21 protein-coding genes and 3 tRNA genes are annotated in these 20,310 nt (G+C 45.7%); 7 read left to right on the plus strand and 17 right to left on the minus strand.

Annotation, left to right across the window (positions count from 1 at the left end; all coding sequences use genetic code 11):
* Positions 1–208 precede the first annotated feature (208 nt).
* From MF542_RS13685 to MF542_RS13695, 3 genes are all read left to right on the plus strand, one after another.
* The gene (locus MF542_RS13685) at positions 209–1,762 is read left to right on the plus strand and encodes an alanine/glycine:cation symporter family protein (RefSeq protein ID WP_247020413.1); all 1,554 of its coding nucleotides are present in this window, start codon (positions 209–211) and stop codon (positions 1,760–1,762) included.
* 124 nt (positions 1,763–1,886) lie between these two features.
* Positions 1,887–2,306 (plus strand): c-type cytochrome, encoded by a 420-nt coding sequence (locus MF542_RS13690; RefSeq protein WP_247020415.1) that lies wholly within the window; start codon positions 1,887–1,889, stop codon positions 2,304–2,306.
* Between the two features lie 27 nt (positions 2,307–2,333).
* Entirely contained in the window at positions 2,334–2,975 is a 642-nt protein-coding gene (locus MF542_RS13695; protein WP_247020417.1) for an MlaC/ttg2D family ABC transporter substrate-binding protein, read from the plus strand.
* 1 nt (position 2,976) lies between these two features.
* On the opposite strand, the gene MF542_RS13700 is transcribed toward MF542_RS13695, so the two are convergent.
* Positions 2,977–3,513 (minus strand): glycine cleavage system transcriptional repressor, encoded by a 537-nt coding sequence (locus MF542_RS13700; protein ID WP_247020419.1) that lies wholly within the window; start codon positions 3,511–3,513, stop codon positions 2,977–2,979.
* 90 nt (positions 3,514–3,603) lie between these two features.
* Between MF542_RS13700 and MF542_RS13705 the strand changes: the two genes are divergently transcribed.
* Positions 3,604–3,825 carry a DUF4170 domain-containing protein gene (locus MF542_RS13705; RefSeq protein WP_247020421.1) on the plus strand — a complete coding sequence of 74 codons (222 nt, stop codon included), beginning with the start codon at positions 3,604–3,606 and terminating at the stop codon, positions 3,823–3,825.
* Between the two features lie 60 nt (positions 3,826–3,885).
* Here MF542_RS13705 and MF542_RS13710 read toward each other — a convergent pair whose 3' ends face one another.
* A complete protein-coding gene (locus MF542_RS13710; protein WP_247020424.1) occupies positions 3,886–4,110 on the minus strand; it encodes a hypothetical protein in 225 nt (74 codons plus the stop codon).
* A 105-nt stretch (positions 4,111–4,215) separates the two neighbouring features.
* The gene (locus MF542_RS13715) at positions 4,216–6,051 is read right to left on the minus strand and encodes a DUF885 domain-containing protein (RefSeq protein WP_247020426.1); all 1,836 of its coding nucleotides are present in this window, start codon (positions 6,049–6,051) and stop codon (positions 4,216–4,218) included.
* A 179-nt stretch (positions 6,052–6,230) separates the two neighbouring features.
* Between MF542_RS13715 and hspQ the strand changes: the two genes are divergently transcribed.
* The gene (gene hspQ / locus MF542_RS13720; RefSeq protein ID WP_247020428.1) at positions 6,231–6,575 is read left to right on the plus strand and encodes a heat shock protein HspQ; all 345 of its coding nucleotides are present in this window, start codon (positions 6,231–6,233) and stop codon (positions 6,573–6,575) included.
* Between the two features lie 77 nt (positions 6,576–6,652).
* Here the strand turns inward: hspQ and MF542_RS13725 are convergent, their stop codons facing one another.
* The 7 genes from MF542_RS13725 to MF542_RS13755 all read right to left on the minus strand — a co-directional run bounded on the left by MF542_RS13725 (position 6,653) and on the right by MF542_RS13755 (position 12,762).
* Positions 6,653–6,763, minus strand: coding sequence for an aa3-type cytochrome c oxidase subunit IV (locus tag MF542_RS13725; protein WP_247020430.1), 111 nt, complete (start codon positions 6,761–6,763; stop codon positions 6,653–6,655).
* 73 nt (positions 6,764–6,836) lie between these two features.
* Complete coding sequence (locus tag MF542_RS13730; RefSeq protein ID WP_247020432.1) at positions 6,837–7,805, minus strand: threonine ammonia-lyase; 969 nt, start codon at positions 7,803–7,805, stop codon at positions 6,837–6,839.
* Between the two features lie 6 nt (positions 7,806–7,811).
* Entirely contained in the window at positions 7,812–8,051 is a 240-nt protein-coding gene (locus tag MF542_RS13735; RefSeq protein ID WP_247020434.1) for a hypothetical protein, read from the minus strand.
* A gap of 16 nt (positions 8,052–8,067) precedes the next feature.
* Positions 8,068–9,366: an NAD(P)/FAD-dependent oxidoreductase gene (locus MF542_RS13740; protein ID WP_247020436.1), complete on the minus strand. Its 1,299-nt coding sequence runs from the start codon at positions 9,364–9,366 to the stop codon at positions 8,068–8,070.
* Positions 9,367–9,379: 13 nt separating this feature from the next.
* A complete protein-coding gene (locus MF542_RS13745; protein ID WP_247020438.1) occupies positions 9,380–10,828 on the minus strand; it encodes an NAD-dependent succinate-semialdehyde dehydrogenase in 1,449 nt (482 codons plus the stop codon).
* Positions 10,829–10,909: 81 nt separating this feature from the next.
* Positions 10,910–11,743: a MipA/OmpV family protein gene (locus MF542_RS13750; protein WP_247020440.1), complete on the minus strand. Its 834-nt coding sequence runs from the start codon at positions 11,741–11,743 to the stop codon at positions 10,910–10,912.
* Positions 11,731–12,762, minus strand: coding sequence for an endonuclease/exonuclease/phosphatase family protein (locus MF542_RS13755; protein WP_247020441.1), 1,032 nt, complete (start codon positions 12,760–12,762; stop codon positions 11,731–11,733). Before MF542_RS13755 ends, MF542_RS13750 begins: the two co-directional genes overlap by 13 nt.
* A 394-nt stretch (positions 12,763–13,156) precedes the next feature.
* Here MF542_RS13755 and MF542_RS13760 point away from each other — a divergent pair, with 394 nt between their 5' ends.
* Together MF542_RS13760 and MF542_RS13765 are read left to right on the plus strand one after the other, a co-directional pair.
* A complete protein-coding gene (locus MF542_RS13760) occupies positions 13,157–13,363 on the plus strand; it encodes a hypothetical protein (RefSeq protein WP_247020443.1) in 207 nt (68 codons plus the stop codon).
* A 48-nt stretch (positions 13,364–13,411) separates the two neighbouring features.
* Positions 13,412–13,927 (plus strand): CPBP family intramembrane glutamic endopeptidase, encoded by a 516-nt coding sequence (locus tag MF542_RS13765; protein WP_247020445.1) that lies wholly within the window; start codon positions 13,412–13,414, stop codon positions 13,925–13,927.
* Positions 13,928–14,546: 619 nt separating this feature from the next.
* Here the strand turns inward: MF542_RS13765 and MF542_RS13770 are convergent.
* The 7 genes from MF542_RS13770 to MF542_RS13800 form a co-directional block, all read right to left on the minus strand.
* Positions 14,547–14,622: transfer RNA gene (locus MF542_RS13770), tRNA-Glu, on the minus strand.
* Positions 14,623–14,654: 32 nt separating this feature from the next.
* Positions 14,655–14,730: transfer RNA gene (locus MF542_RS13775), tRNA-Glu, on the minus strand.
* 25 nt (positions 14,731–14,755) lie between these two features.
* Positions 14,756–14,831 (minus strand) — tRNA-Glu (locus tag MF542_RS13780).
* A 70-nt stretch (positions 14,832–14,901) separates the two neighbouring features.
* The gene (recJ, locus tag MF542_RS13785) at positions 14,902–16,716 is read right to left on the minus strand and encodes a single-stranded-DNA-specific exonuclease RecJ (RefSeq protein WP_247020447.1); all 1,815 of its coding nucleotides are present in this window, start codon (positions 16,714–16,716) and stop codon (positions 14,902–14,904) included.
* A gap of 11 nt (positions 16,717–16,727) precedes the next feature.
* Positions 16,728–17,684 (minus strand): class II fructose-bisphosphatase, encoded by a 957-nt coding sequence (gene glpX, locus MF542_RS13790; protein ID WP_247020449.1) that lies wholly within the window; start codon positions 17,682–17,684, stop codon positions 16,728–16,730.
* A 16-nt stretch (positions 17,685–17,700) separates the two neighbouring features.
* Positions 17,701–19,002, minus strand: coding sequence for a homoserine dehydrogenase (locus MF542_RS13795; protein ID WP_247020451.1), 1,302 nt, complete (start codon positions 19,000–19,002; stop codon positions 17,701–17,703).
* Between the two features lie 14 nt (positions 19,003–19,016).
* The gene (locus tag MF542_RS13800; RefSeq protein ID WP_247020453.1) at positions 19,017–20,249 is read right to left on the minus strand and encodes an LL-diaminopimelate aminotransferase; all 1,233 of its coding nucleotides are present in this window, start codon (positions 20,247–20,249) and stop codon (positions 19,017–19,019) included.
* Positions 20,250–20,310 lie beyond the last annotated feature (61 nt).

Raw genomic sequence — 20,310 nt, forward strand, 5'->3', positions numbered from 1 at the left:
AAACTGGTTAATCGGTCGTTAAAAATCTTCCAGCATTTTAGCTGTTCGATCAAGTTTTCTGGAGCATACCACATGTTTCCATTGAGGATTTCACTTTTTATGGCTAGCATGCGTGGAATTTTGACCAGAGTGGGGGCAAGCTCTGGCTAAAGAAAACGATAATCATTCAGCTAGTTTTGCTGATAAAACAAGAACTTGGGGAGTCTCCATGAAACGCCTTCTGGCTGTATTGGCCTCTGTGTGCTTCGCCACGCAAGCTGCTCTTGCACAAGATTCTGAGAAAACTTTCTCAGAAGTGATTAATGATTTCATGACACCTGTCAGCGAATTTATCTCCGGTATTGTATTTTATGCTGTGCCAATGGACTGGCTCTATGATGGTGCACCTGGTCTGCCACTAATCGTGGTTTGGCTTCTTGGTGGTGGTATTTTCTTCACATTTTACATGGGTTTCCCAAACATTCGCGGCTTCAAGCAATCAATGCGGATAGTAAAAGGTACATATGATGACCCTGAAGACCCGGGTGAAGTAACACACTTCCAAGCTCTTTCCGCTGCGGTTTCCGGTACGGTAGGCTTGGGTAATATCGCTGGTGTTGCGATTGCGGTTTCTGTTGGTGGTGCTGGTGCTACCTTCTGGATGATCCTTGCAGGCCTCTTCGGTATGACATCCAAATTCGTGGAATGTACACTTGGCGTGAAATACCGTGAAATTGATGAAAACGGTGTAGTTTCTGGCGGTCCTATGCACTACCTGAGCAAAGGTCTTGCAAACATGGGCATGGCTGGCCTTGGTAAAGTACTTGCTGTAGCTGCTGCGATGATTTGTATCGGCGGTGCTTTCGGTGCTGGCGCTATGTTCCAGGTAAACCAGTCTGCTATGCAGTTCACCAATGAAGTATCAGCGCTTACAGGCGGTACGGAAAGCTTCTTCTACGGTAAAGGCTGGATCTTCGGTATCGTATTCGCTTCTGTTGTAGGTCTGGTGATTATCGGCGGCATTAAGAAAATTACTCACGTAACTGAGTTCCTGGTACCTGTTATGGCGATCATTTACGTAAGTGCTTCCCTTATCATTATCTTCGGTAACATCTCAGCTCTTCCAGATGCATTCGGCCAGATATTTGCCGGCGCATTTACAGCAGATGGTATTCAAGGTGGTATCCTAGGCGTGCTTATTCAAGGTTTACGCCGTGCATCATTCTCTAACGAAGCTGGTCTTGGTTCAGCATCCATCGCACACGCTGCTGCGAAAACAAAAGAACCAGTGGCGGAAGGTCTTGTTGCCCTTCTTGAGCCGTTTATTGATACAGTGGTGATCTGCACCATTACAGCGCTTGTTATCATCATCACAGGTTCTGTAGATTCGTCAGCTTCAGGTACAGCTGCTGGTATCGCCCTGACCTCAAAAGCATTTGCTTCTGTGATTGATTGGTTCCCATACGTTCTAACCATTGCCGTGATTATGTTTGCATTCTCAACATCAATCACTTGGTTCTACTATGGCCAGCGTTCATTCCTATGGCTCGTAGGTGATAAACCAATGGCTGACCTGTTGTTTAAGCTTGCGTACTTGAGCTCGCTAATCGTTGGCTCTGCTATGTCTCTCGGTGCAGTTATGGATATTGCAGATGCCCTTCTTCTTGCAATGGGTGTTCCGAACATCCTTGGCCTATTCCTTCTACGCAAGGAAGTTAAAGGTATGCTGACTGATTATTTCGCTCGTATTAAATCAGGCGAAATCAGACCATACGAAGGCTAATACCGCAGGAACCTGCCGTTAACTATAAAAGTTGATTGCAAATTGTTCATGCTACATTAAGTATAGAAAACCATGATATGGCGGGCTCAGGCCCGCCAATTTGTTTAGAAGGACTATAAGTTTTATGCCGATGCTGTTGAAAGTTTGTACGCTTGCGCTGATGACGACATTTTCAGGAACAGTCGTAAACGCGGTTGATGCAACAGATACTAGCCTTTCAAGCCTTGGTGATGCAGCAAAAGGCAAGCGTGTCTTTAATCGTTGCAAAGCTTGTCATAACCTTACACCAGCTAAGCGTACGCGACTTGGTCCTAACCTAGACGAACTATTTGGCCGTAAAGCAGGTTCGGCTGAAAATTATAAATATTCAAAAGCCATGGTGGATACAGATATTGTGTGGACAGAAAGCACAATCAATGAATGGCTAACTAAACCAAATGCTTTCCTGCCGGGTAATAAAATGGCCTTCGCAGGCATTCGTAAAGAGCAAGATCGCAAAGATTTGATAGCCTTTTTACGACAGTCCACAGCAAAAACAGAATAATACTCGGGAAAGAGTGAGGATACTATGATGAAGAAATTGATTGCCGCATGTGTGCTTTTCCTGTTTGCACCTCTAAATATTGTTGCTGCCCAAGACAAGGCAGTAGATGATCCAAAAGGTGCTATTGAATTCATCGAAAGACTATCTTCTGAAACAGTTGCTGTTTGGAGTGACGCGAAGATGAACGAAATGGAACGTGATACAGCGTTCAAAGCTATCTTTGCGGAAGCAACAGATATCAACCTTCTTGCCCGCGGCATGCTTGGTCGTCATTACCGCTCCCTAACCTCGGATCAGCGTACACAATATATGGCAGCAATGCGGGATTATATTCTGGCTGAATTTGACAGCAACATGTCTGAAATCGGCTTCAAAAACCTCGATGTAGTAGGTACCAAGCCAGCATCCGGTAAGCGTGGCCACCTCTACGTACGCACAGAAATTCTGCGTGATGAAGGCGCTGCTATTCTTGCTAACTGGCGTGTGCGCAAGAAAAACGGTCAGTTCCATATTGTGAATTTGGAATTTGAAGGTATCAATCTGATGATCACAAACCGCGACGTGTTTTCATCAAAGATTAAACGCGACGGTATTGACGGCTTGATTGCATGGCTGTACAGACGCGCGGCTGAAGCAGCAGCTGAAGCCGAGGCAGCTTCAACTTCTTAAATCACACAGCCTCGACTGTAAGGTCGAGGCGCATGCTCCCTGCGGTGTTAAACAAAGCCGCTTCCAAAAGCTTTAAATCTTCATCAGCAATATTAACTGCAAAACGGGTTCTATAGTCAGCGCCATGATTTGTTGAAATACGGCGACTGTTCATCCGAACAATATTGGCTCCATGATTGACGAGCACTTCACTGATCCGCGCAACAAGGCCCGGCCTATCACCTCCAGTGATTTCCACCGTATGGCTAACTGTCCCTCTATCATCTCTCATTAATTCAAATGGGAATGCACAAGCAGTGATTCTCGCACCCTTAAGTAAATCTAGGGCAGCAAGACCTTCTTCAAGTTCCCTAGCCTCTGTAGCGCCTTCAAGTTCTGCCACACATGAAAATTCAAACCCTTCGCCCAGCACAGCAAAGGCAGAATCTGCCAAATTTGCCCCAGTATCAAATAGATAACTGGTAACAGCGGAAACGATTCCAACCCTGTCTTTACCCATGATTGTTAGCAATACGGCATTAGATTGCGAGCCAGTCATACAAGTCTCCTGAGAAAAAGGTGGTGTTTTCAAATAAGTTTGATAAATAATCGCCGCGCACACAATCACATTTTAATATGGAAAGAGACTATGGCGGACGAACAGCTTCTTCACCTTGTTTTTGGCGGTCAGGTAAAAAACCCACAAGAGCTTACTTTCGCAGATATCCAAAAGCTTGATATCGTAGGCATCTATCCTTCGTATCAGGAAGCAGAAGCAGCTTGGCGCAGTGTCAGCCAGGCAAATGTGGACGACGCAATGACCAAATACGTTATTGTACACTTGCACAAGCTTCTACAGCCAAGCGAATAAGATACAAAAAAAGCCTCAAGCATCATATGCTTGGGGCTTTTTATTTAAGGATACGCAAAGTTAGTTAGCAATCTTGCGCCCTGAAAAATAACTATTGATACCTGCTTCAATGGCTGCACCGCTTTTATCATAAGCGCCAACACGTCCATACATTGCCCGTGATGCTTCTTCACGAGAGGAAGGAACGAGCCTGTTCAGCTCTAGTTTTACAAGTCTTGTCAGACCATCATGATTTACTAACTGGTTCATATAACCACCTACATTTTCTAAATTCACATTTGTCATACTGAATTTTTAACAGCTGGTTGCTGCAGTGCCATGTAGGTTTCATGACAAAAAAAATACAGTAGCAAAGGCTTTACTTCGCTACTGTATCAATTCTTTCGGCCTTTAGCCCTTCAACTTAGCAACCCAGGCATTCACATTTTCTTCAAGTATCGAGAGCGGTACGGCACCATTTGCAAGCACAACCGAATGGAAACCACGCCAATCAAATTTATCGCCAAGCTCTGCTCTGGCTTTCTCACGCAGTTCCATGATTTTAAGCTTGCCAACCATATAGGCAGTCGCCTGCCCTGGCATAACTATGTAACGCTCAATTGCTGCAATGTTATCACCAAGAGGATTTGGTGTATTATCACTCAGATACTGAATTGCCTGCTCACGTGTCCATTTCTTATGGTGAAGGCCTGTATCTACCACCAAACGACACGCGCGCCACAGTTCCATCGCCAGACGACCAAAATCAGAGTATGGGTCTGAATAGAACCCCATATCCTTACCCAGTTCTTCGGTATATAACCCCCATCCTTCAGAGAAAGCAGTGAAACGTGCTGTACGCTGGAAGAGCGGTACACCATCAAGCTCCTGCGAAATTGCAATCTGGAAGTGGTGCCCAGGAATACCTTCATGATAGGCAAGTGCTTCAAGCTGATATGTTGGCATCAGGCGCGTATCACGGAGGTTCGCATAGAAAATACCAGGGCGTGAACCATCAGGTGCTGAGCGTTGATAAAAAGCCTTACCAGCGGAATTTTCACGGAATTTTTCTACCGCACGTACTTCCATTGGTGCTTTAGGCATTAGATCAAAATACTCAGGCACCTTAGTGCGCATTGCATCAACATATTCGTTGGCTTTTGCGATATATTCTTCTTTGCCTGCGTCTGTATTTTCATAATAAAAACGAGGGTCATCACGCGTAAAGGCAAAGAAGTCCTGCAAGCTGCCTTCAAACTCCACCTGCTTCATGATCTCTTTCATAGCACCGTGGATACGTTCAACATTATCGAGACCTAGTTGATGAATTTCATCCGCAGACATATCAGTCGTAGTGTTATTCTTCAGCGCTTGCGCATAGAAGGCTTCACCGTCCGGGAACTTCCAGGCACCATCGTCAGTAGTCGCTATCCCTTGTTCACGCTTTAATTCAGCAATCAACATATCATAGCCACTTTTAAAACCACCCAGTAGGGCAGCGGTCGCAGCTTCAACAAGCTCCGCCTCTTCACCATCAGGCAAGTTCAAAGTTCCAACTTTGCGCTTAAAGTTCGCGAGGATAATACCATCCTCACCTTCCTCAAATGGTGCGCCCTTAAAGAGATTTTCGGAAGCTGTAATAACGTACGGGTAAACGAACTGGGGTGCCATCACTCCCATATTAGCTCGCACTTTCATATCTGCAGCTACTTGCCCAAGGAATGTTTCAACCCGCTCAAGACGCTTAACATAAGCTTCAGCATCAGCTTTATTGGAAACGCTGTGAACAGTCATCAAATGTGATGGTACTGTAGTTTGCCACCCGAACATCTGGTTTACCGGATATCCGTGATGACGCCACTGATGGTTCGCAAGGAAACGTTCTGCAGTAATTTCAAAAATACGGTAAGATAGCTGTGTCTTTGCATCCAGCGCATTAAAGTCAAACGTTCTAAGAGCAGCTAACTGCTCCTTATAAAGAGCCAGCATCTTTTCAGCGGCAGCATCTGTGACTTCCGGCCACTTATCATTGTTTGATTTATCACCTAAACGTTCTGCCTGAAGCGGGTTTAGAGCAAGGCGCTCTGCCATAACTTCATCGAAAAACTCCATAATCGCGGCATTCTGATTTACTTCAGACATCTCCGGCGCGGCTTGAGTCGTTTCATTTTTGTTGGTTTGGTTACCTGCATCACAGGCTGCAAGAGCAAGCACAAGTGCAATAGTTGAGATAGATTTTTGTATCATTTGTAATCCCCTGACCTCTAGCGAACTTTCAAAAGTTCAGCCCCTATCAAATATTTATCTGCCTTCCTTAAGAGTTTGCCAACCCCTTTAGCGCTATTGTGATGCACTAGAGCGCTCAGTGGTTATCTTGACAAAACTGTCAGTGGTGATTATTTGACGCGTGAGTAAAGGAGTTTTCCATGCAAGAACCGTTAAATATTACAAAAGATCCTATATTCACGATTGGCCAGGTGGTGAAACATCGGGTGTTCTCGTTTCGTGGTGTAATATTTGATGTGGATCCAGAGTTTTCTAATTCTGAGGAATGGTGGGAATCTATCCCTGCGGAAATTCGCCCGGCGAAAGATCAACCTTTCTACCATATTTTCGCTGAAAACGAGGAAACAAGCTATGAGGCTTATGTTTCTCAACAAAATTTGCTTGCGGACGATTCAGATGAACCGGTTAACCACCCGGATGTAAGTGAGTTGTTTGGTAACCTTGTTGAAGGTAAATACGAACTGGGATCATTCCCACACCACTAAATCTCTGCAGTGATTTAGATACAAAAAAAGCGGCGCCTCACACGCCGCTTTTTGTTTTGGCAAATACTGTTTTGTGCTTATGCAACAAACATTGCCAGAAAAGCTACAACAGCCAAGATAGCTACGGTCGCACGGACACCGATTTTCAAAAAACCCGTATATGTATCTTCCTGATCTTTGATTTCCATTTTTCCCACTCCAGGAGTTAGAATTATTTTTTTCTAACTAATATATAGCGAAACAAAGTTTCGCCGCCAAGTGTTAATGCGCCAAGCATTCGATTAACATTGCAGGGTCAATATTCCCTCCACTGATCACACAAACGGTGGTTTTATCCTTCGCATCAAGCTTACCTGCCAGCACCGCAGCGAGAGAAACCACACCACCCGGTTCCCCCACGATTTTAAGTGTTCGAGCTGCATAACCAACAGCAGCCTTAGCCTCATCATCAGTAACCGTTAGTCCTTTAATCCCAAGGCCTTTCAAAACAGGGAAAGTCAGGCTTCCTGCACTTGGCGTGAGGAGCGCATCACATATAGAACGTGCACCAAAATCAACCGTTTGAATCTCGCCACATTCAAGGGATCGCATAACATCATCAAATTCATTTGGCTCAACAGCATATCCATCAAGCTTTGGGAAAGCCTTATAAAGAGATGTGAATGTACCCGAGCATAAACCGCCTCCACCACAATTCACCAGCACTTGATCCGGTGTAGCCCCTAGTGCTTTCAGGTCTTCAGCAATTTCAAGCCCTACAGTCCCCTGCCCGGCCATAATATATTCATTATTGTACGGAGGTACGATAACTGCACCACTATCCCCTGCCGCGCGTTTAGCAACTTCCTCACGGTCCTCATTATACCGATCATAGAATACCACTTCAGCACCATATCCTCGCGTGCCGTCTACCTTCAACTGCGGAGCATCTGCAGGCATAATGATCGTTGCCTTGATACCCAGCATTTGTGCTGCACGAGCAATACCTTGAGCGTGGTTACCGCTGGAGAATGCAAGCACACCTGCCGCTTTTTCATCATCAGATAACCTTGAGAGACGATTATAGGCCCCGCGAAACTTAAAAGAACCCGTATGTTGCAGGTTTTCACACTTCAGGAATACACGCCCACCAACGCGTTCATTCAGTAGCGGACTTTCAATAAGAGGTGTCCTGACAGCAACACCTTTAAGTTGCTCCGCAGCACTCTGAACCATATCGTAAGAAAACATACCGGTTTATCTTTCTTTTTTCTTTTTACGTTCCTGCCACCAGCGACCAAGCTTAACTTCCTGCTTGCGGCGGAAACGGCGAACAAAAGGGAAATCAACGGAGAGGATAATCAGCCCCACAGGGATCATCCAGAAGCCAAGTACAGGTAAAAACCCTAGAAACCCGCCGAGGATACATAATACCCCAACTATTATCCTGCCAATGCGGGAAGCTGGCATAATCTTATTAACTGCGTCTTTAACCATAAGGTGTGAACTTTTCTTATCGTTTAAATATATTCACTGCTGTCCCTATGGCAGATAAGGTCTCTCGCACCGATTGCCAACCAGAATTTTTACCATTCACAGAATTTGACAATGTTTCAAATCGATCACTTTCTCCCGTTACCGCCTCAGCGATCAATTCAGCAATTACGTGGGCTGATGCAATGCCTTGCCCTTCATATGCATGGGCAAAAAGAATATTGTCACTTACCTTCCCTAACTGTGGGAAAGGCTGTGTTCCAGCTCCATAATACCCACCCCATTCAAACTCGACCTTCACGCCTGACAGATCAGGAAAATAATGAGTAAGTTTTGGTTGAAGATGCTCTCTAATACTGGATGGATGAGAACCTACCACCATATCTCCTCCTGCAAAAAGAAGGCGATTATCGGCACTCTTTGATATGATTTCCGTATTATCGCCGCAGAAAGAAAGTGAAGAAGCATATTTAAAAATATCAGGCAGTCGGCCTTCACCGAGCTGTTCAGTTGCTATTACATATCGGCCTACAGGCTTAACGGATTTTACAAGCTCTGGTACCAGATCCCCAAGGTAAGCGTTTCCAGCAAGAATAACTTTGTCAGCGGTTACACGGCCATAACCGGTATCAACTACAAGTTTTTCACCGCGGTCGATGTGCTGTACCCGTGCATCTTCGAATATTTTTACACCCTGGTTTTCGGCAGCTCGGGCTTCTCCCCTGATCAAGTTCATAGGATGACAGCTAAACCAGTTTTTATGAGCATACCCGGCAACAGCGGTTTGAATACCGCCTGCCTGGGCAATCATATCCTCACCTAACAATTCCGCATGGTTATGAAGACCATGCTTTGCCATCACCTCAATAGATTGCTGTAATTGCTCAACGTGTTTGTCTGACTGATACAGTTCAACAACTCCGCCTTGCGGCGCACATTCTATGCCGTACTTGCGGATAGTATCTTTGACATAATTCAAACCTTCACGACCAAGCGCCCATACGGCTGGAGCAACATCTTCCCAAAATTCACTATATTTAGGGTAATCAAGTGCGGCTGGGCCATATGTACCCTGTATTATGCCAACACTACGTCCACTTGCCCCCCAGCCAATATAGTTTTGCTCTACAAGGACAACATTCTTACCCCGTTCCGCTAACGCTAGCGCAGTTGCAACACCGGTGAAACCACCACCAATAACACACACTTCAGCGCGAACATTGCCTTCTAGCCTTCTAAAGACATCAAGATCATTACATGTCGCAGTGAAATAGCTATGTGGCAGCTGATCTTCATGAATGCTGTCGCGAACGCGCATAAACCTACCTGAATTAAATCCCTGACATGCAGAGATACTTCATTTCAATATAATCTTCGATACCGTACTTTGAGCCTTCACGACCAAGGCCGGACTGTTTAACCCCACCAAACGGCGCAACCTCTGTTGAAAGAATGCCCGTGTTGATACCTACCATACCATATTCAAGCGCTTCCGCCACTCTCCAAACACGAGAGAGATTATTGGCATAAAAGTATGAGGCTAGACCAAACTCCGTATCATTGGCTTGAGCAATAACATCTGTTTCATCATCAAATTTAAATATTGGCGCCAGTGGGCCAAAGGTTTCTTCTCTGGCCACCTTCATTTCTCTGGTTACACCACGAAGAATTGTTGGTTCAAAAAAAGTTCGGCCTGAAGCATGCCGTCTGCCGCCTAATACAACTTCAGCGCCCTTGGAGACAGCATCTTCAATATGCTCTTCAACCTTTTCAACGGCGCTTTCACTGATGAGTGGTCCTTGTACGACACCAGCTTCCATACCGTTACCTACTTTCATTTCAGCAACAGCTTTAGTGTATTTTTCAAGGAACTCCTCATATACGCCAGATTGTACATAAATGCGGTTTGCACACACACAGGTTTGGCCGCTATTTCGGTATTTAGAAGCAATTGCACCGTCAATCGCTGCATCTATATCTGCGTCATCAAACACAATGAATGGTGCATTCCCACCAAGTTCCAGCGATATCTTCTTAATATCATCTGCACATTGGCGCATCAGAATACGGCCAACACCAGTTGAGCCCGTAAAGGTAATTTTACGCACTGTTTGATTTTCACAGAGCTCGGCACCAATCGCTCGTGCGTCCGTACCTGTTACCACACTCATGATACCTTTCGGCAATCCAGCCTCTTCACCGAGCACCGCTAGAGCAAGTGCTGAAAGCGGTGTTTCTGAAGCAGGTTTCACAACAACGCCGCATCCAACGGCAAGCGCTGGGCCTACTTTACGGGTAATCATAGCGTTCGGGAAATTCCAAGGGGTGATGGCACCCACAACGCCGATTGGCTGCTTCAGCACCACAATACGACTGCTTGAATTATGCTGAGGGATAACATCCCCATACACTCGCTTACCTTCTTCGGCGAACCATTCAATAAAACTGGCACCGTAAGCAATTTCGCCTGTCGCTTCAGCAAGGGGTTTGCCCATCTCTGCTGTCAGTATTTGCGCCAGGTCAGCTTGATTTGCCATGATGAGCTCATACCAACGACGCAGAATAGCTGCGCGTTCTTTTGCTGTTCGTGCGGCCCAGCCCTTCATTGCTTCTTCAGCGGCATCAATTGCAGATTTTGTTTCTTCTCTGCCAAGGCTAGGAAGAGTAGCAAGCTTTTCCCCCGTGGCAGGATTGAATACATCAAAGGTATCCGGTGAAGAAACCCACTCACCGCCAATATAAGCTTCATTTTTCAGAAGGTTCGTGTTGCGCAGTTCCATTTCTGGCTCCCCCGAGTAGCTGGCACAATTAACTTATTGTAATTGGTGCCAGATTTTAAGAAGTCAGACAATGGAGAAGTGTTAAAAGAGCCAAACAACACCAAAGAAGGAGGAAAATTGTACACGTTCACCAACTTCACTGCGGGTGATTGTGCTGTCCGCTGCACTGTTTTTAAGATCAGACAGGCGCACGGTACCTTTAATAAGCCAGTTTTTCCCTAGTCGTTGTTCAACGGCGGCTTCAGCATACAGTTCGTATATACCGGCTTTCGCTCGGAACGGTTCGAAAAGAACACTATCTTCCTCAACACCAAAAAACACCTGATTAAATTTCTGGGAACCCCAGTTCGCACCCACAATAGGAGTAACCCTCAAACCTGAATTCAGCTCGAATGTATATCCCATTTCGGCTTCGATATTGGAACCACGGTGTGCACCGCTTACTCCCCAATAGGCTTCTGCACTTAGGAACAATTTATAAAATGAGGTCCCTGCGAAAGCACCTAATTCAAATGTATCCAGTGTTTCGCCAGAATTAATATCAGCAACCAGATCATTAGCGCGCCCCAAATTCCAACGAGCAATAGGCCCAGCCCTTAGAAAGCGGCTTTTATAGAGCGCAACACCTGCCCTGTCACCTTCGATAAAAACCGTATCATTCCAGGTTACATTAATATCTAATGTTGCTTGAACATCATATCTGCTTGAGCCAATAAACTGCGGAGCCAGACCAAGACCGAAACCGATTTGCCCACCCCAACGATCTTTTTTTCGTTCCGTTTCCAGCTCAACAGATTCTATGTAATTAGGTTTACCAATAGTGGTAGATGCTGTCTGCCCATAAGCAGATGTACTTATGAAAACCAAAACCACCAGCACACAAACGTGCCACAGGGTTGATCTTACCGGCTCCATACAGCTTCCCTCTCACCTTGAACTGATGCACCCAATTTATAGTGCACTTCATATCCTAAGTGATCGGAAAGTGGTTTTCCATCAAGAAGTTCGGTAAAATTCCGGGTAATATAAATTGGCTTCATGCCAATCCCTGCCCCATCATAATAGAACTGCTTATCATTGGTTTTATAGAGAATTTCTTCAACTCGCGTTTCTGCGCTCAGCGCACAGTCCATAGTGCCACGTACACAGATCTCAGCAGAGTCTTCTGCCTTAATCGCATTTCGGAAATATTCGTAACGTGGTGTATATTTCGTATTAAAATCGCCTGCAATAATCTGGGAGTTTCCCTGATCGGTCTTTTCAAGGAACCACTGCAAAGTTTCCACTTGCGCCTTATGGGCTTTTGTCTTTGTTTTTGTTGGCGCCACCGCTGCACGGTGAGAATTGAAGTGGGAATTAATAACATCCACAGGGCTATCAACACCGGGTACTTTAACCCTAGCCAACAGGATTGATTTGTTCGAAAGGCAATCAAAACCCGCGCACATATCTGAATCAAAGGCTTTGTGTGTTGCTTCTATAATCGGGAAATCTGAGAGAATATAAAGGCCACTGCCCAACAACTTCTGAGGATCAGAAAAGCTTGTATAGGTTTTTCGTGTGTTCGTTGACCAATGGCTTTTACCGCGCTTTGAAGTATCCTTCCGCCCCGGTCCTTTAAGCACATATTTATAGCCAGTATTTTCTGCAATGATTGATACATCATTCACAAATGCTTCTTGCAGCAACACAATATGCGGCTGCGTACCTTCCGCCCGACGCTCACGAAGAATTTCTGCAATACGCTCAAAATACGGCTCTTTGCCGCCTCTAAGCATATTAGGTAAGCCTTGAACATTATAGGAAAGAACACGAAGTGAATCGATGCTGGTGTTCTCCGCAACAGGATGCGGAGCCGCAACATCAGCAACGCTGTTCGCTGCTGCCTCACAAGAAATCAATGCCAAAAGGCCTGCAAGAATAACTGGTTTCATCACTCTACCTATTTAAACTGCTTATCTTAATAAACAGGAAATTTGGAACCTAGGTGACAGTTACATGGCAGAAATAAGACAGTCATTATTATAAGCGTAACGCGCTCATACGTAGCGTAAACAACAAAAAATCACCGCGCCAGATGATTACAAGATCAATCTAGTGTCATCCCCACAAACTACGAATACGACACTCCCGCAACTGTAAACCATTGATCAATTTGAAAGGTGCCCAATGGACTTTTTTATGCTCAATGCACACAATTTACCGCCCCTTCGAATTTTATAATTACTATACAATGATGAACAAAAATCATTGACTCCATTAATTACCGACCTCAACTTTCTATCGCAATAATTGCTAAATTATACCTTAAATTACATAGGAGATTTTATGTCTGGCCAAATTCAAGAATTAACATTTGATGAAATTGACTCAGTAACTGGTGCTAGGGGTAAATTATGTAGTGTAGCATATAGTGCGCTTGAGGGCTTTCTTGTAGAACAAGTTATATCAAGAGGTGCAGACTTTATTGAAGCTTTGGGTAGGCTAGAGCCACACAGACCATGGCATGAATTTGATGCCAAAGTAAGAGGTTAGAACCCAAGTGGGGTGCACCTTGTACCCCACAATACTCAGAGAGGGATTATGCAAATCAAAAATATTTCTAAACTGTTAATCGCACCACCATACAAAAATACGATTAAATTAGCGACAATTTTAGCTGTAGTGATGGTAGTATTCAATACCACACTAGATGTACTTGGTTTACAATCTTCTGGTCGGGAAGTTGATTTATCAGTTGGTTGGAGTGTTTTAATACTAGCGGTTATTATAGCACCTATTATTGAAACATTTATATATCAATTGCTGGTGATAACGATTGCTAAAAGCTGGAAATTATCTGACAAGATATCGGTATCAATTTCTGCTCTAGTATTTAGCTATGTTCATTTCATCAACACAAAAATATCAATTTATATGTTTATTGAAATGCTTCCCTTTGCGGGGTTTGGTTATGTATTGGGCTGGGTGTATTTAATTAATAAGCAACGCGCAGGAATCAGAGGCGGCTTTGTAAGCACTGCATTACTTCATGCTCTATACAATGGTATCCTATTTACAATTGCCAGTGGTTTATTGTGGTTGGCAGAAATGATTTAAGAGCTGCCTTCTTTTTTAGCCACCCATATACTCTAGCTTCAACTATAAAACCTTTATAATCATATCAGAAACTAAAAACACCAAAATCAAAATTGCTCCTAACAAAGCTCGATTCTAAGTGTATCTACATCTATAACTTCTTGCTCTAAGATGACTAACTGTAATCTGCCGTCTTTAGCGCCCAAATAACTGTATAGTTGAGATTCCCACGATCTTTCAAAAAAGTACACACCTGAACTTTTAGCGCCAGCACCATCTTTCAATTTAGAACGTACATTTTGGAGGTTTTGTTCGAGCCAGACAACCTTCTTTTAGCTTCACTGAGAAAGGCTGTCTTACAAAAGAAAAACAGCCAACAACGCAGATTTCCATACAACAATGACTTTTTCCAAGGTAGTTTAGAGAGGTACTATGAAACTACTAGAAATCTTCTAACTCTCTTGAAAATATTAGCTACTTAGCTTTGACTTGATGATCCTAAGAGAATCGAGACCGTGTTTCCGCCACGAAAAATTTGCGACCTAGTCCGAGGGCCACATTATAAGCGTAACACGCTCATACGTAGCGTAAACAACAAAAAAGCACCGCGCCATAAGGCTGCGGTGCTTTTCAGTTTGGCTGGTGATCCCTACGGGACTCGAACCCGTGTTTCCGCCGTGAAAGGGCAGCGTCCTAGGCCACTAGACGAAGGGACCATGCCAGTATATTCAAACTTAAGACCATTGCTTGGTGATCCCTACGGGACTCGAACCCGTGTTTCCGCCGTGAAAGGGCAGCGTCCTAGGCCACTAGACGAAGGGACCATTCAAGCAATCAGGTCAAAGACTTTGGTGATCCCTACGGGACTCGAACCCGTGTTTCCGCCGTGAAAGGGCAGCGTCCTAGGCCACTAGACGAAGGGACCAAAAGTCTGTCTGACGGGGGGTTAGATACTCACCCAGCCCGTCGCGGTCAACCACTTTTTTACATATTTCTTAAACAGGGCCAATTATTGCAACGTCATCAAGCATGATTTCAGCTTTGGGTGTTCCTCCCCATGTATCTTTCTTGAGTTTGCCTGCAATGTGAAAGCGCCTGCCAGTGCCTGTTTGCAGCATTTCTCCCATGGGTTCATCCGCCATTCTAAAGGCCATAGCTTTAATAGATTTACCATCACGGGATTTAAAGATACAGCGCAGATGATTTTGCCCAACTCTGTCTGCTTTTATCAGATCAACCTCGGGAATCACAAAACGCGGACCTGGGTTGCCTGCCCCGAACGGCCCTACCTGCTCGATTTGATCAATCAAATCCGGGGTCGCACCACTTAGTGCGATAACACCATCAACCTTTAAAGAACGATTCTGCTTCGCCAACTTCACCTGTTTGCGCAAGTGGTCTCGGAGAAATTCGGAAAATTCCTCAAGCTGCCCTTTAGCAATACTAAGCCCAGCAGCCATAGCATGACCGCCACCTTTTATCAGCAAGCCCTGCTGTACAGCTTCTATAACAGCTGCACCCAGATCAACACCAGAGATTGAACGGGCTGAACCCTTACCTTCATCACCTTCAAATCCAATCACCAATGTTGGCAAGCCGTACTTATCCTTCAATCGGCTGGCCACAATGCCAATCACGCCCGCATGCCAGCCATCACCAGCTGCAATAACAACCGTATCAGGGCTGCCCCCGATGCCTATACTTTCTTCTACTTGGGTAAGTGCAGCTTCCAGCACCTCGGCTTCGATGTGGCGACGTTCCTCGTTATATTTGTCCAGTCTTTCAGCGATTTGTATCGCCTCAGTCGAACTGTCGGAGGTCAACAGCTTGGCGCCTAGGTGAGATTCCCCTACTCGACCACCTGCATTCACCCTTGGCCCCAATATAAAGCCTGCGTGATAAGCATTTGGAGCTTCGCTCACCCGACCAACGTCCGATAGCGCTGTAATACCCGCATTGCGTCGCTGGGCCATAATCTTCAGGCCTTGCTTCACAAAGGCCCTGTTAGCGCCTGTGAGGGGCACCACATCTGCCACCGTACCCAGAGCCACCAGATCAAGCAAAAGGCGCAAATCAGGCGCTCTGCGATCACTCGTATAATAGCCCGCATCCCGAAGTAGCCTGTTAATCTCAACAACAAGTAAAAATGCTACTCCAACAGCAGCGAGCTGCCCCTGCCCACTTTCATCATCAAGCCTGTTAGGATTGATAGCTGCTACTGCCTCAGGAAGCTCAGGTTCCGCTTTATGGTGATCTACTATGATAACATCAAGCCCAGCGTCCTTTGCGGCTCTCAGAGGGTCATAAGAAAGAATTCCGCAGTCGACGGTAATGACAACATCTACTCCGGCCTTTCTGAGGCCTAAAAGCGCGTCGGTGTTAGGGCCATACCCCTCTGTCATACGGTCAGGGATATAAATGCGTACCCTGGCACCAATTGTGGTTAGAAAACGGTACAAAACCGCGCTTGAAGTGGCCCCGTCCACATCATAATCGCCAAAGATGGCAATTTCCTCGCCTTGCTCCAGCGCTCGCACAATACGACGTGCACCTTTTTCCATATCCAGCAAGCTCGATGGATCAGGCATACATTCCTTAAGGGAGGGATTATAAAAGGTAGAAGCATCTTCAATAGAAATACCACGTGCTGAAATAAGCTGGCCCACAATGGGCGGCACACCAAGCCTGTCAGCAATTGCTTCTGCTTCCCGGTTTACAAAGGAGCGCTGTTCCCACATTTGCCCCAAAGCAGAACGGCGCACCCCCAAAAGAGGGTCCGCCGTCATATCTTGTTCAACTGTAGACGCCAAAGCGCCGATCCTTATTTCTTGCCGTGAAGCGTGTGCACACGGCGGATGGTTTTTGTTTTAGAACGCATTGTGATGGTTTCAGTTGTGATACCTTCTGGTGTATAATGAACACCTTCAAGCATGGAACCATCTGTAACACCGGTTGCGGCAAAGATAACATCGCCCGGTGCCATTTCCATCATGCTGTATTTACGGTCAAGGTCTTCGATACCCCATTTTTTCGCACGAGCGCGTTCATCATCATTGCGGAACAACAAACGACCCTGCATCTGACCACCTGTACAGCGAAGCGCTGCAGATGCCAGAACGCCTTCTGGAGCACCACCGGAACCCATATACATATCAATACCAGTTTTCGGATCAGTTGTAGCGATAACACCAGCAACATCACCATCACCAATAAGGATAACTGGGCAACCCAGCTCACGCAGCTCAGCAATAAGTTCAGCATGGCGTGGGCGATCCAGCACACACACAGTTACATGGTGTATGGGCTTGCCTTTAGCTTCAGCAACAGCCTTCACATTCTCTGTTGGTGATTTATCAAGATCGATCACGCCTTCAGGAAGACCGCCACCAACGGCAATTTTATCCATATACACATCAGGAGCGTTTAGAAGGCCACCATCAACGGATACAGCAAGAACCGCAAGAGAGTTTGGGCCAGCCTTTGCACAGATTGTTGTACCTTCAAGCGGGTCAAGCGCGATATCCACTTTCGGGCCACCAGAACCCACTTTTTCACCAATATACAGCATTGGTGCTTCGTCGCGTTCACCTTCACCAATTACAACCGTTCCGTCGATCGGTAGTTCATTGAACGCAAGGCGCATCGCCTCAACCGCAGCTGCGTCAGCGGCTTTTTCATCACCGTGGCCGGTAAGACGGCTTGCAGCAATTGCAGCTGCTTCCGTCACACGTACCATTTCCAGTACAAACAGGCGGCTTAGGTTCTCTTCTGATGACATGTATCAAGCTCCCACATCAGGCTTCAATTCGTAGCATTGTGGGGGTCTCTAGCACACATTCAAGATTTGTGAAATGGTTGAGTGTTTTTGCAATACAGGCTTCAACGGTCTCATGCGTAGTAAGAACGATATAAACACCGCCATCATCACATTTTCCGCGTTGTAGCATGCTCTTAATAGAAACATTCTTTTCAGCAAGTACAGAAGTGATATCAGCCATCACACCAGGACGATCTTCCACACGGAGCCGGATATAATATGTACCTAAGTGTTTTTCCGCAGGAATCGCAGGTAGTTCCTGCAGGTCGGAAACTGGTATGCCGAGCGGTGCGTATGTATTCCCGCGAGCAATATCAATTATGTCTGCTACAACAGATGACGCCGTAGGCCCCTCGCCGGCTCCGGCGCCTTCATAAACGGTCTGTCCCACGAAATCGCCGTTGATAACCACAGCATTGATTGCATCCATCACTTTCGCAAGAGGAGCCGAAAGAGAAACCATAGCTGGATGAACTCGCGTTTCAATACCATCATCGGTGCGGCGGGCAACGCCAAGCAATTTGATTCGGTAACCAAGCTCCTTGGCATAATCAATATCAACAGGAGCGATATTACGGATGCCTTCAGTTGGTAAGTTATCCATATCAGGCGCAGTACCAAACGCGAGCGCTGCAAGAATTGCTGTTTTATGAGCTGTATCAATACCGTCAATATCAAAGGTAGGATCAGCTTCTGCGTAACCAAGACGCTGCGCATCTTCAAGCACTTCAGCGAAATCAAGCCCCTCACGTTCCATGCGAGTGAGAATATAGTTACATGTACCGTTTAAAATACCATAAAGGCCCGACACATCATTCCCCACTAAGCCTTCAGCGAGAGCTTTGATAACAGGAATGCCACCAGCAACAGCAGCTTCATAACGAAGCGAAGCACCACTTGCTTCAGCAAGGCCGGCCAGTTCTTTCCCGTGACATGCAATCAGCGCTTTATTAGCTGTTACAAAGCTTTTACCGCGAGAAAGTGTTTCCTTTGCAAGGGCGTAGGCCGGGCCATCGCTACCGCCGATAAGTTCGATAATAAGATCAACATCATCTCGGCTTGCCAGCTCAACTGGATTATCGCACCAAGCATAAGGAGCTAAATCAACGCCACGTTCGCGACCTCTGTCTCTTGCAGAAACAGCAGAAATTTCAATCGTTCGTCCACCCCGTGCGGTTAACATGGCATTATGGGTTTCCATAATTTTGATAACCCCAACACCAACTGTACCCAGACCAGCTATGCCTACCTTAAGAGGCTCCTTAGATGATGAACTCATTGAACTTTCCAATTTTACTTTGATTTACTGTTGTTACGTTTTCGCCATGCCTCAAGGTGCATGTCTTTATCTGTCATAAATTTCTTGATATTTCGGATAGCCTGCCGAATGCGTTGCTCGTTTTCAACAAGACCAATACGTACATAACCTTCACCATATTCACCAAAACCAACGCCTGGTGATACGGCCACTTTTGCATGTTGCATCAATAACTTGGCAAATTCCATTGAACCCATCTCTCTAAAGTCCTCAGGAAGCGGTGCCCATGCAAACATTGTCGCCTTTGGGCTTGGCACGTCCCAACCTGCTGCTGCTAAACCTGAAATCAATGTATCTCGGCGGGCTTTATAGATTTGACGATATTCTTCAACACAATCCTGCGGGCCATTCAGTGCGGCAACGGCTGCCACCTGAATAGGTGTGAAAGCACCATAATCCAGATAGCTTTTCACACGAGTAAGCGCCTCAATCAGCTTCTTATTACCTGCCGCAAAACCTACGCGCCAACCGGCCATCGAATATGTTTTCGACAAGCTTGTAAATTCAACTGCAATATCCTTAGCGCCTTCCACCTGCAGAATGGACGGCGGAGGATTATCATCATCAAAGTAGATTTCTGAATAGGCTAAATCGGAAAGTATCCAGATTCCTTTTTCTTTACAGAAATCAACTACTTCCTTGTAGAAATCTAAATCAACAACTTCTGCCGTCGGGTTTGAAGGATAGCAGAGAATAACAGCACTTGGTGTAGGCACACTGTGCTGAACTGCATGTTTGAGTTCTGTCATAAAATCCAGATCTGGCCCAAGCGGCATATGGCGGATAGAAGCACCAGCAATCATAAAACCATATGGGTGGATTGGATAACTTGGATTTGGCGAAAGAATCACATCTCCCGGCGCAGTAATTGCCTGAGCAAGGTTCGCAAGCCCCTCTTTCGAGCCTAGTGTTACAATATTTTCGCTATCAGGATCGATATCAACACCAAATCGGCGTTTATAATATGCCGCGTGAGCTTTTCTTAAGCCGGGGATACCTTTGGACATTGAATAACGGTGTGTAGATTTATCATCCACTGTCTCCTTAAGCTTTTCCACGATATGTTGAGGGGTTGGCAAATCGGGATTTCCCATCCCAAGATCAATAATATCCTCACCACGGGCTCGAGCCTCTGCTTTCATTGCATTAATTTCTGCAAACAAATAAGGCGGCAAGCGGCGGGTACGATAAAACTCTTCTTTAGTCATGGTGCACTCAATTAACATTGTAGCCCTAAGGCAAATTCAGGATTACTTCCTACGTGTTCTC

Origin of the sequence: Kordiimonas laminariae, from assembly GCF_023008165.1 — a bacterium.
GTDB classification, from domain to species: Bacteria; Pseudomonadota; Alphaproteobacteria; order Sphingomonadales; family Kordiimonadaceae; genus Kordiimonas; species Kordiimonas laminariae.

Excerpts from the sequence above, each read along its gene's own strand:
- MF542_RS13685 (WP_247020413.1), top strand. The coding sequence starts at position 209 with ATGAAACGCCTTCTGGCTGTATTGGCCTCTGTGTGCTTCGCCACGCAA.
- MF542_RS13690 (WP_247020415.1), top strand. The coding sequence starts at position 1,887 with ATGCCGATGCTGTTGAAAGTTTGTACGCTTGCGCTGATGACGACATTT.
- MF542_RS13695 (WP_247020417.1), top strand. The coding sequence starts at position 2,334 with ATGAAGAAATTGATTGCCGCATGTGTGCTTTTCCTGTTTGCACCTCTA.
- MF542_RS13700 (WP_247020419.1), bottom strand. The coding sequence starts at position 3,513 with ATGACTGGCTCGCAATCTAATGCCGTATTGCTAACAATCATGGGTAAA.
- MF542_RS13705 (WP_247020421.1), top strand. The coding sequence starts at position 3,604 with ATGGCGGACGAACAGCTTCTTCACCTTGTTTTTGGCGGTCAGGTAAAA.
- MF542_RS13710 (WP_247020424.1), bottom strand. The coding sequence starts at position 4,110 with ATGACAAATGTGAATTTAGAAAATGTAGGTGGTTATATGAACCAGTTA.
- MF542_RS13715 (WP_247020426.1), bottom strand. The coding sequence starts at position 6,051 with ATGATACAAAAATCTATCTCAACTATTGCACTTGTGCTTGCTCTTGCA.
- hspQ (WP_247020428.1), top strand. The coding sequence starts at position 6,231 with ATGCAAGAACCGTTAAATATTACAAAAGATCCTATATTCACGATTGGC.
- MF542_RS13725 (WP_247020430.1), bottom strand. The coding sequence starts at position 6,763 with ATGGAAATCAAAGATCAGGAAGATACATATACGGGTTTTTTGAAAATC.
- MF542_RS13730 (WP_247020432.1), bottom strand. The coding sequence starts at position 7,805 with ATGTTTTCTTACGATATGGTTCAGAGTGCTGCGGAGCAACTTAAAGGT.
- MF542_RS13735 (WP_247020434.1), bottom strand. The coding sequence starts at position 8,051 with ATGGTTAAAGACGCAGTTAATAAGATTATGCCAGCTTCCCGCATTGGC.
- MF542_RS13740 (WP_247020436.1), bottom strand. The coding sequence starts at position 9,366 with ATGCGCGTTCGCGACAGCATTCATGAAGATCAGCTGCCACATAGCTAT.
- MF542_RS13745 (WP_247020438.1), bottom strand. The coding sequence starts at position 10,828 with ATGGAACTGCGCAACACGAACCTTCTGAAAAATGAAGCTTATATTGGC.
- MF542_RS13750 (WP_247020440.1), bottom strand. The coding sequence starts at position 11,743 with ATGGAGCCGGTAAGATCAACCCTGTGGCACGTTTGTGTGCTGGTGGTT.
- MF542_RS13755 (WP_247020441.1), bottom strand. The coding sequence starts at position 12,762 with ATGAAACCAGTTATTCTTGCAGGCCTTTTGGCATTGATTTCTTGTGAG.
- MF542_RS13760 (WP_247020443.1), top strand. The coding sequence starts at position 13,157 with ATGTCTGGCCAAATTCAAGAATTAACATTTGATGAAATTGACTCAGTA.
- MF542_RS13765 (WP_247020445.1), top strand. The coding sequence starts at position 13,412 with ATGCAAATCAAAAATATTTCTAAACTGTTAATCGCACCACCATACAAA.
- glpX (WP_247020449.1), bottom strand. The coding sequence starts at position 17,684 with ATGTCATCAGAAGAGAACCTAAGCCGCCTGTTTGTACTGGAAATGGTA.
- MF542_RS13795 (WP_247020451.1), bottom strand. The coding sequence starts at position 19,002 with ATGAGTTCATCATCTAAGGAGCCTCTTAAGGTAGGCATAGCTGGTCTG.
- MF542_RS13800 (WP_247020453.1), bottom strand. The coding sequence starts at position 20,249 with ATGACTAAAGAAGAGTTTTATCGTACCCGCCGCTTGCCGCCTTATTTG.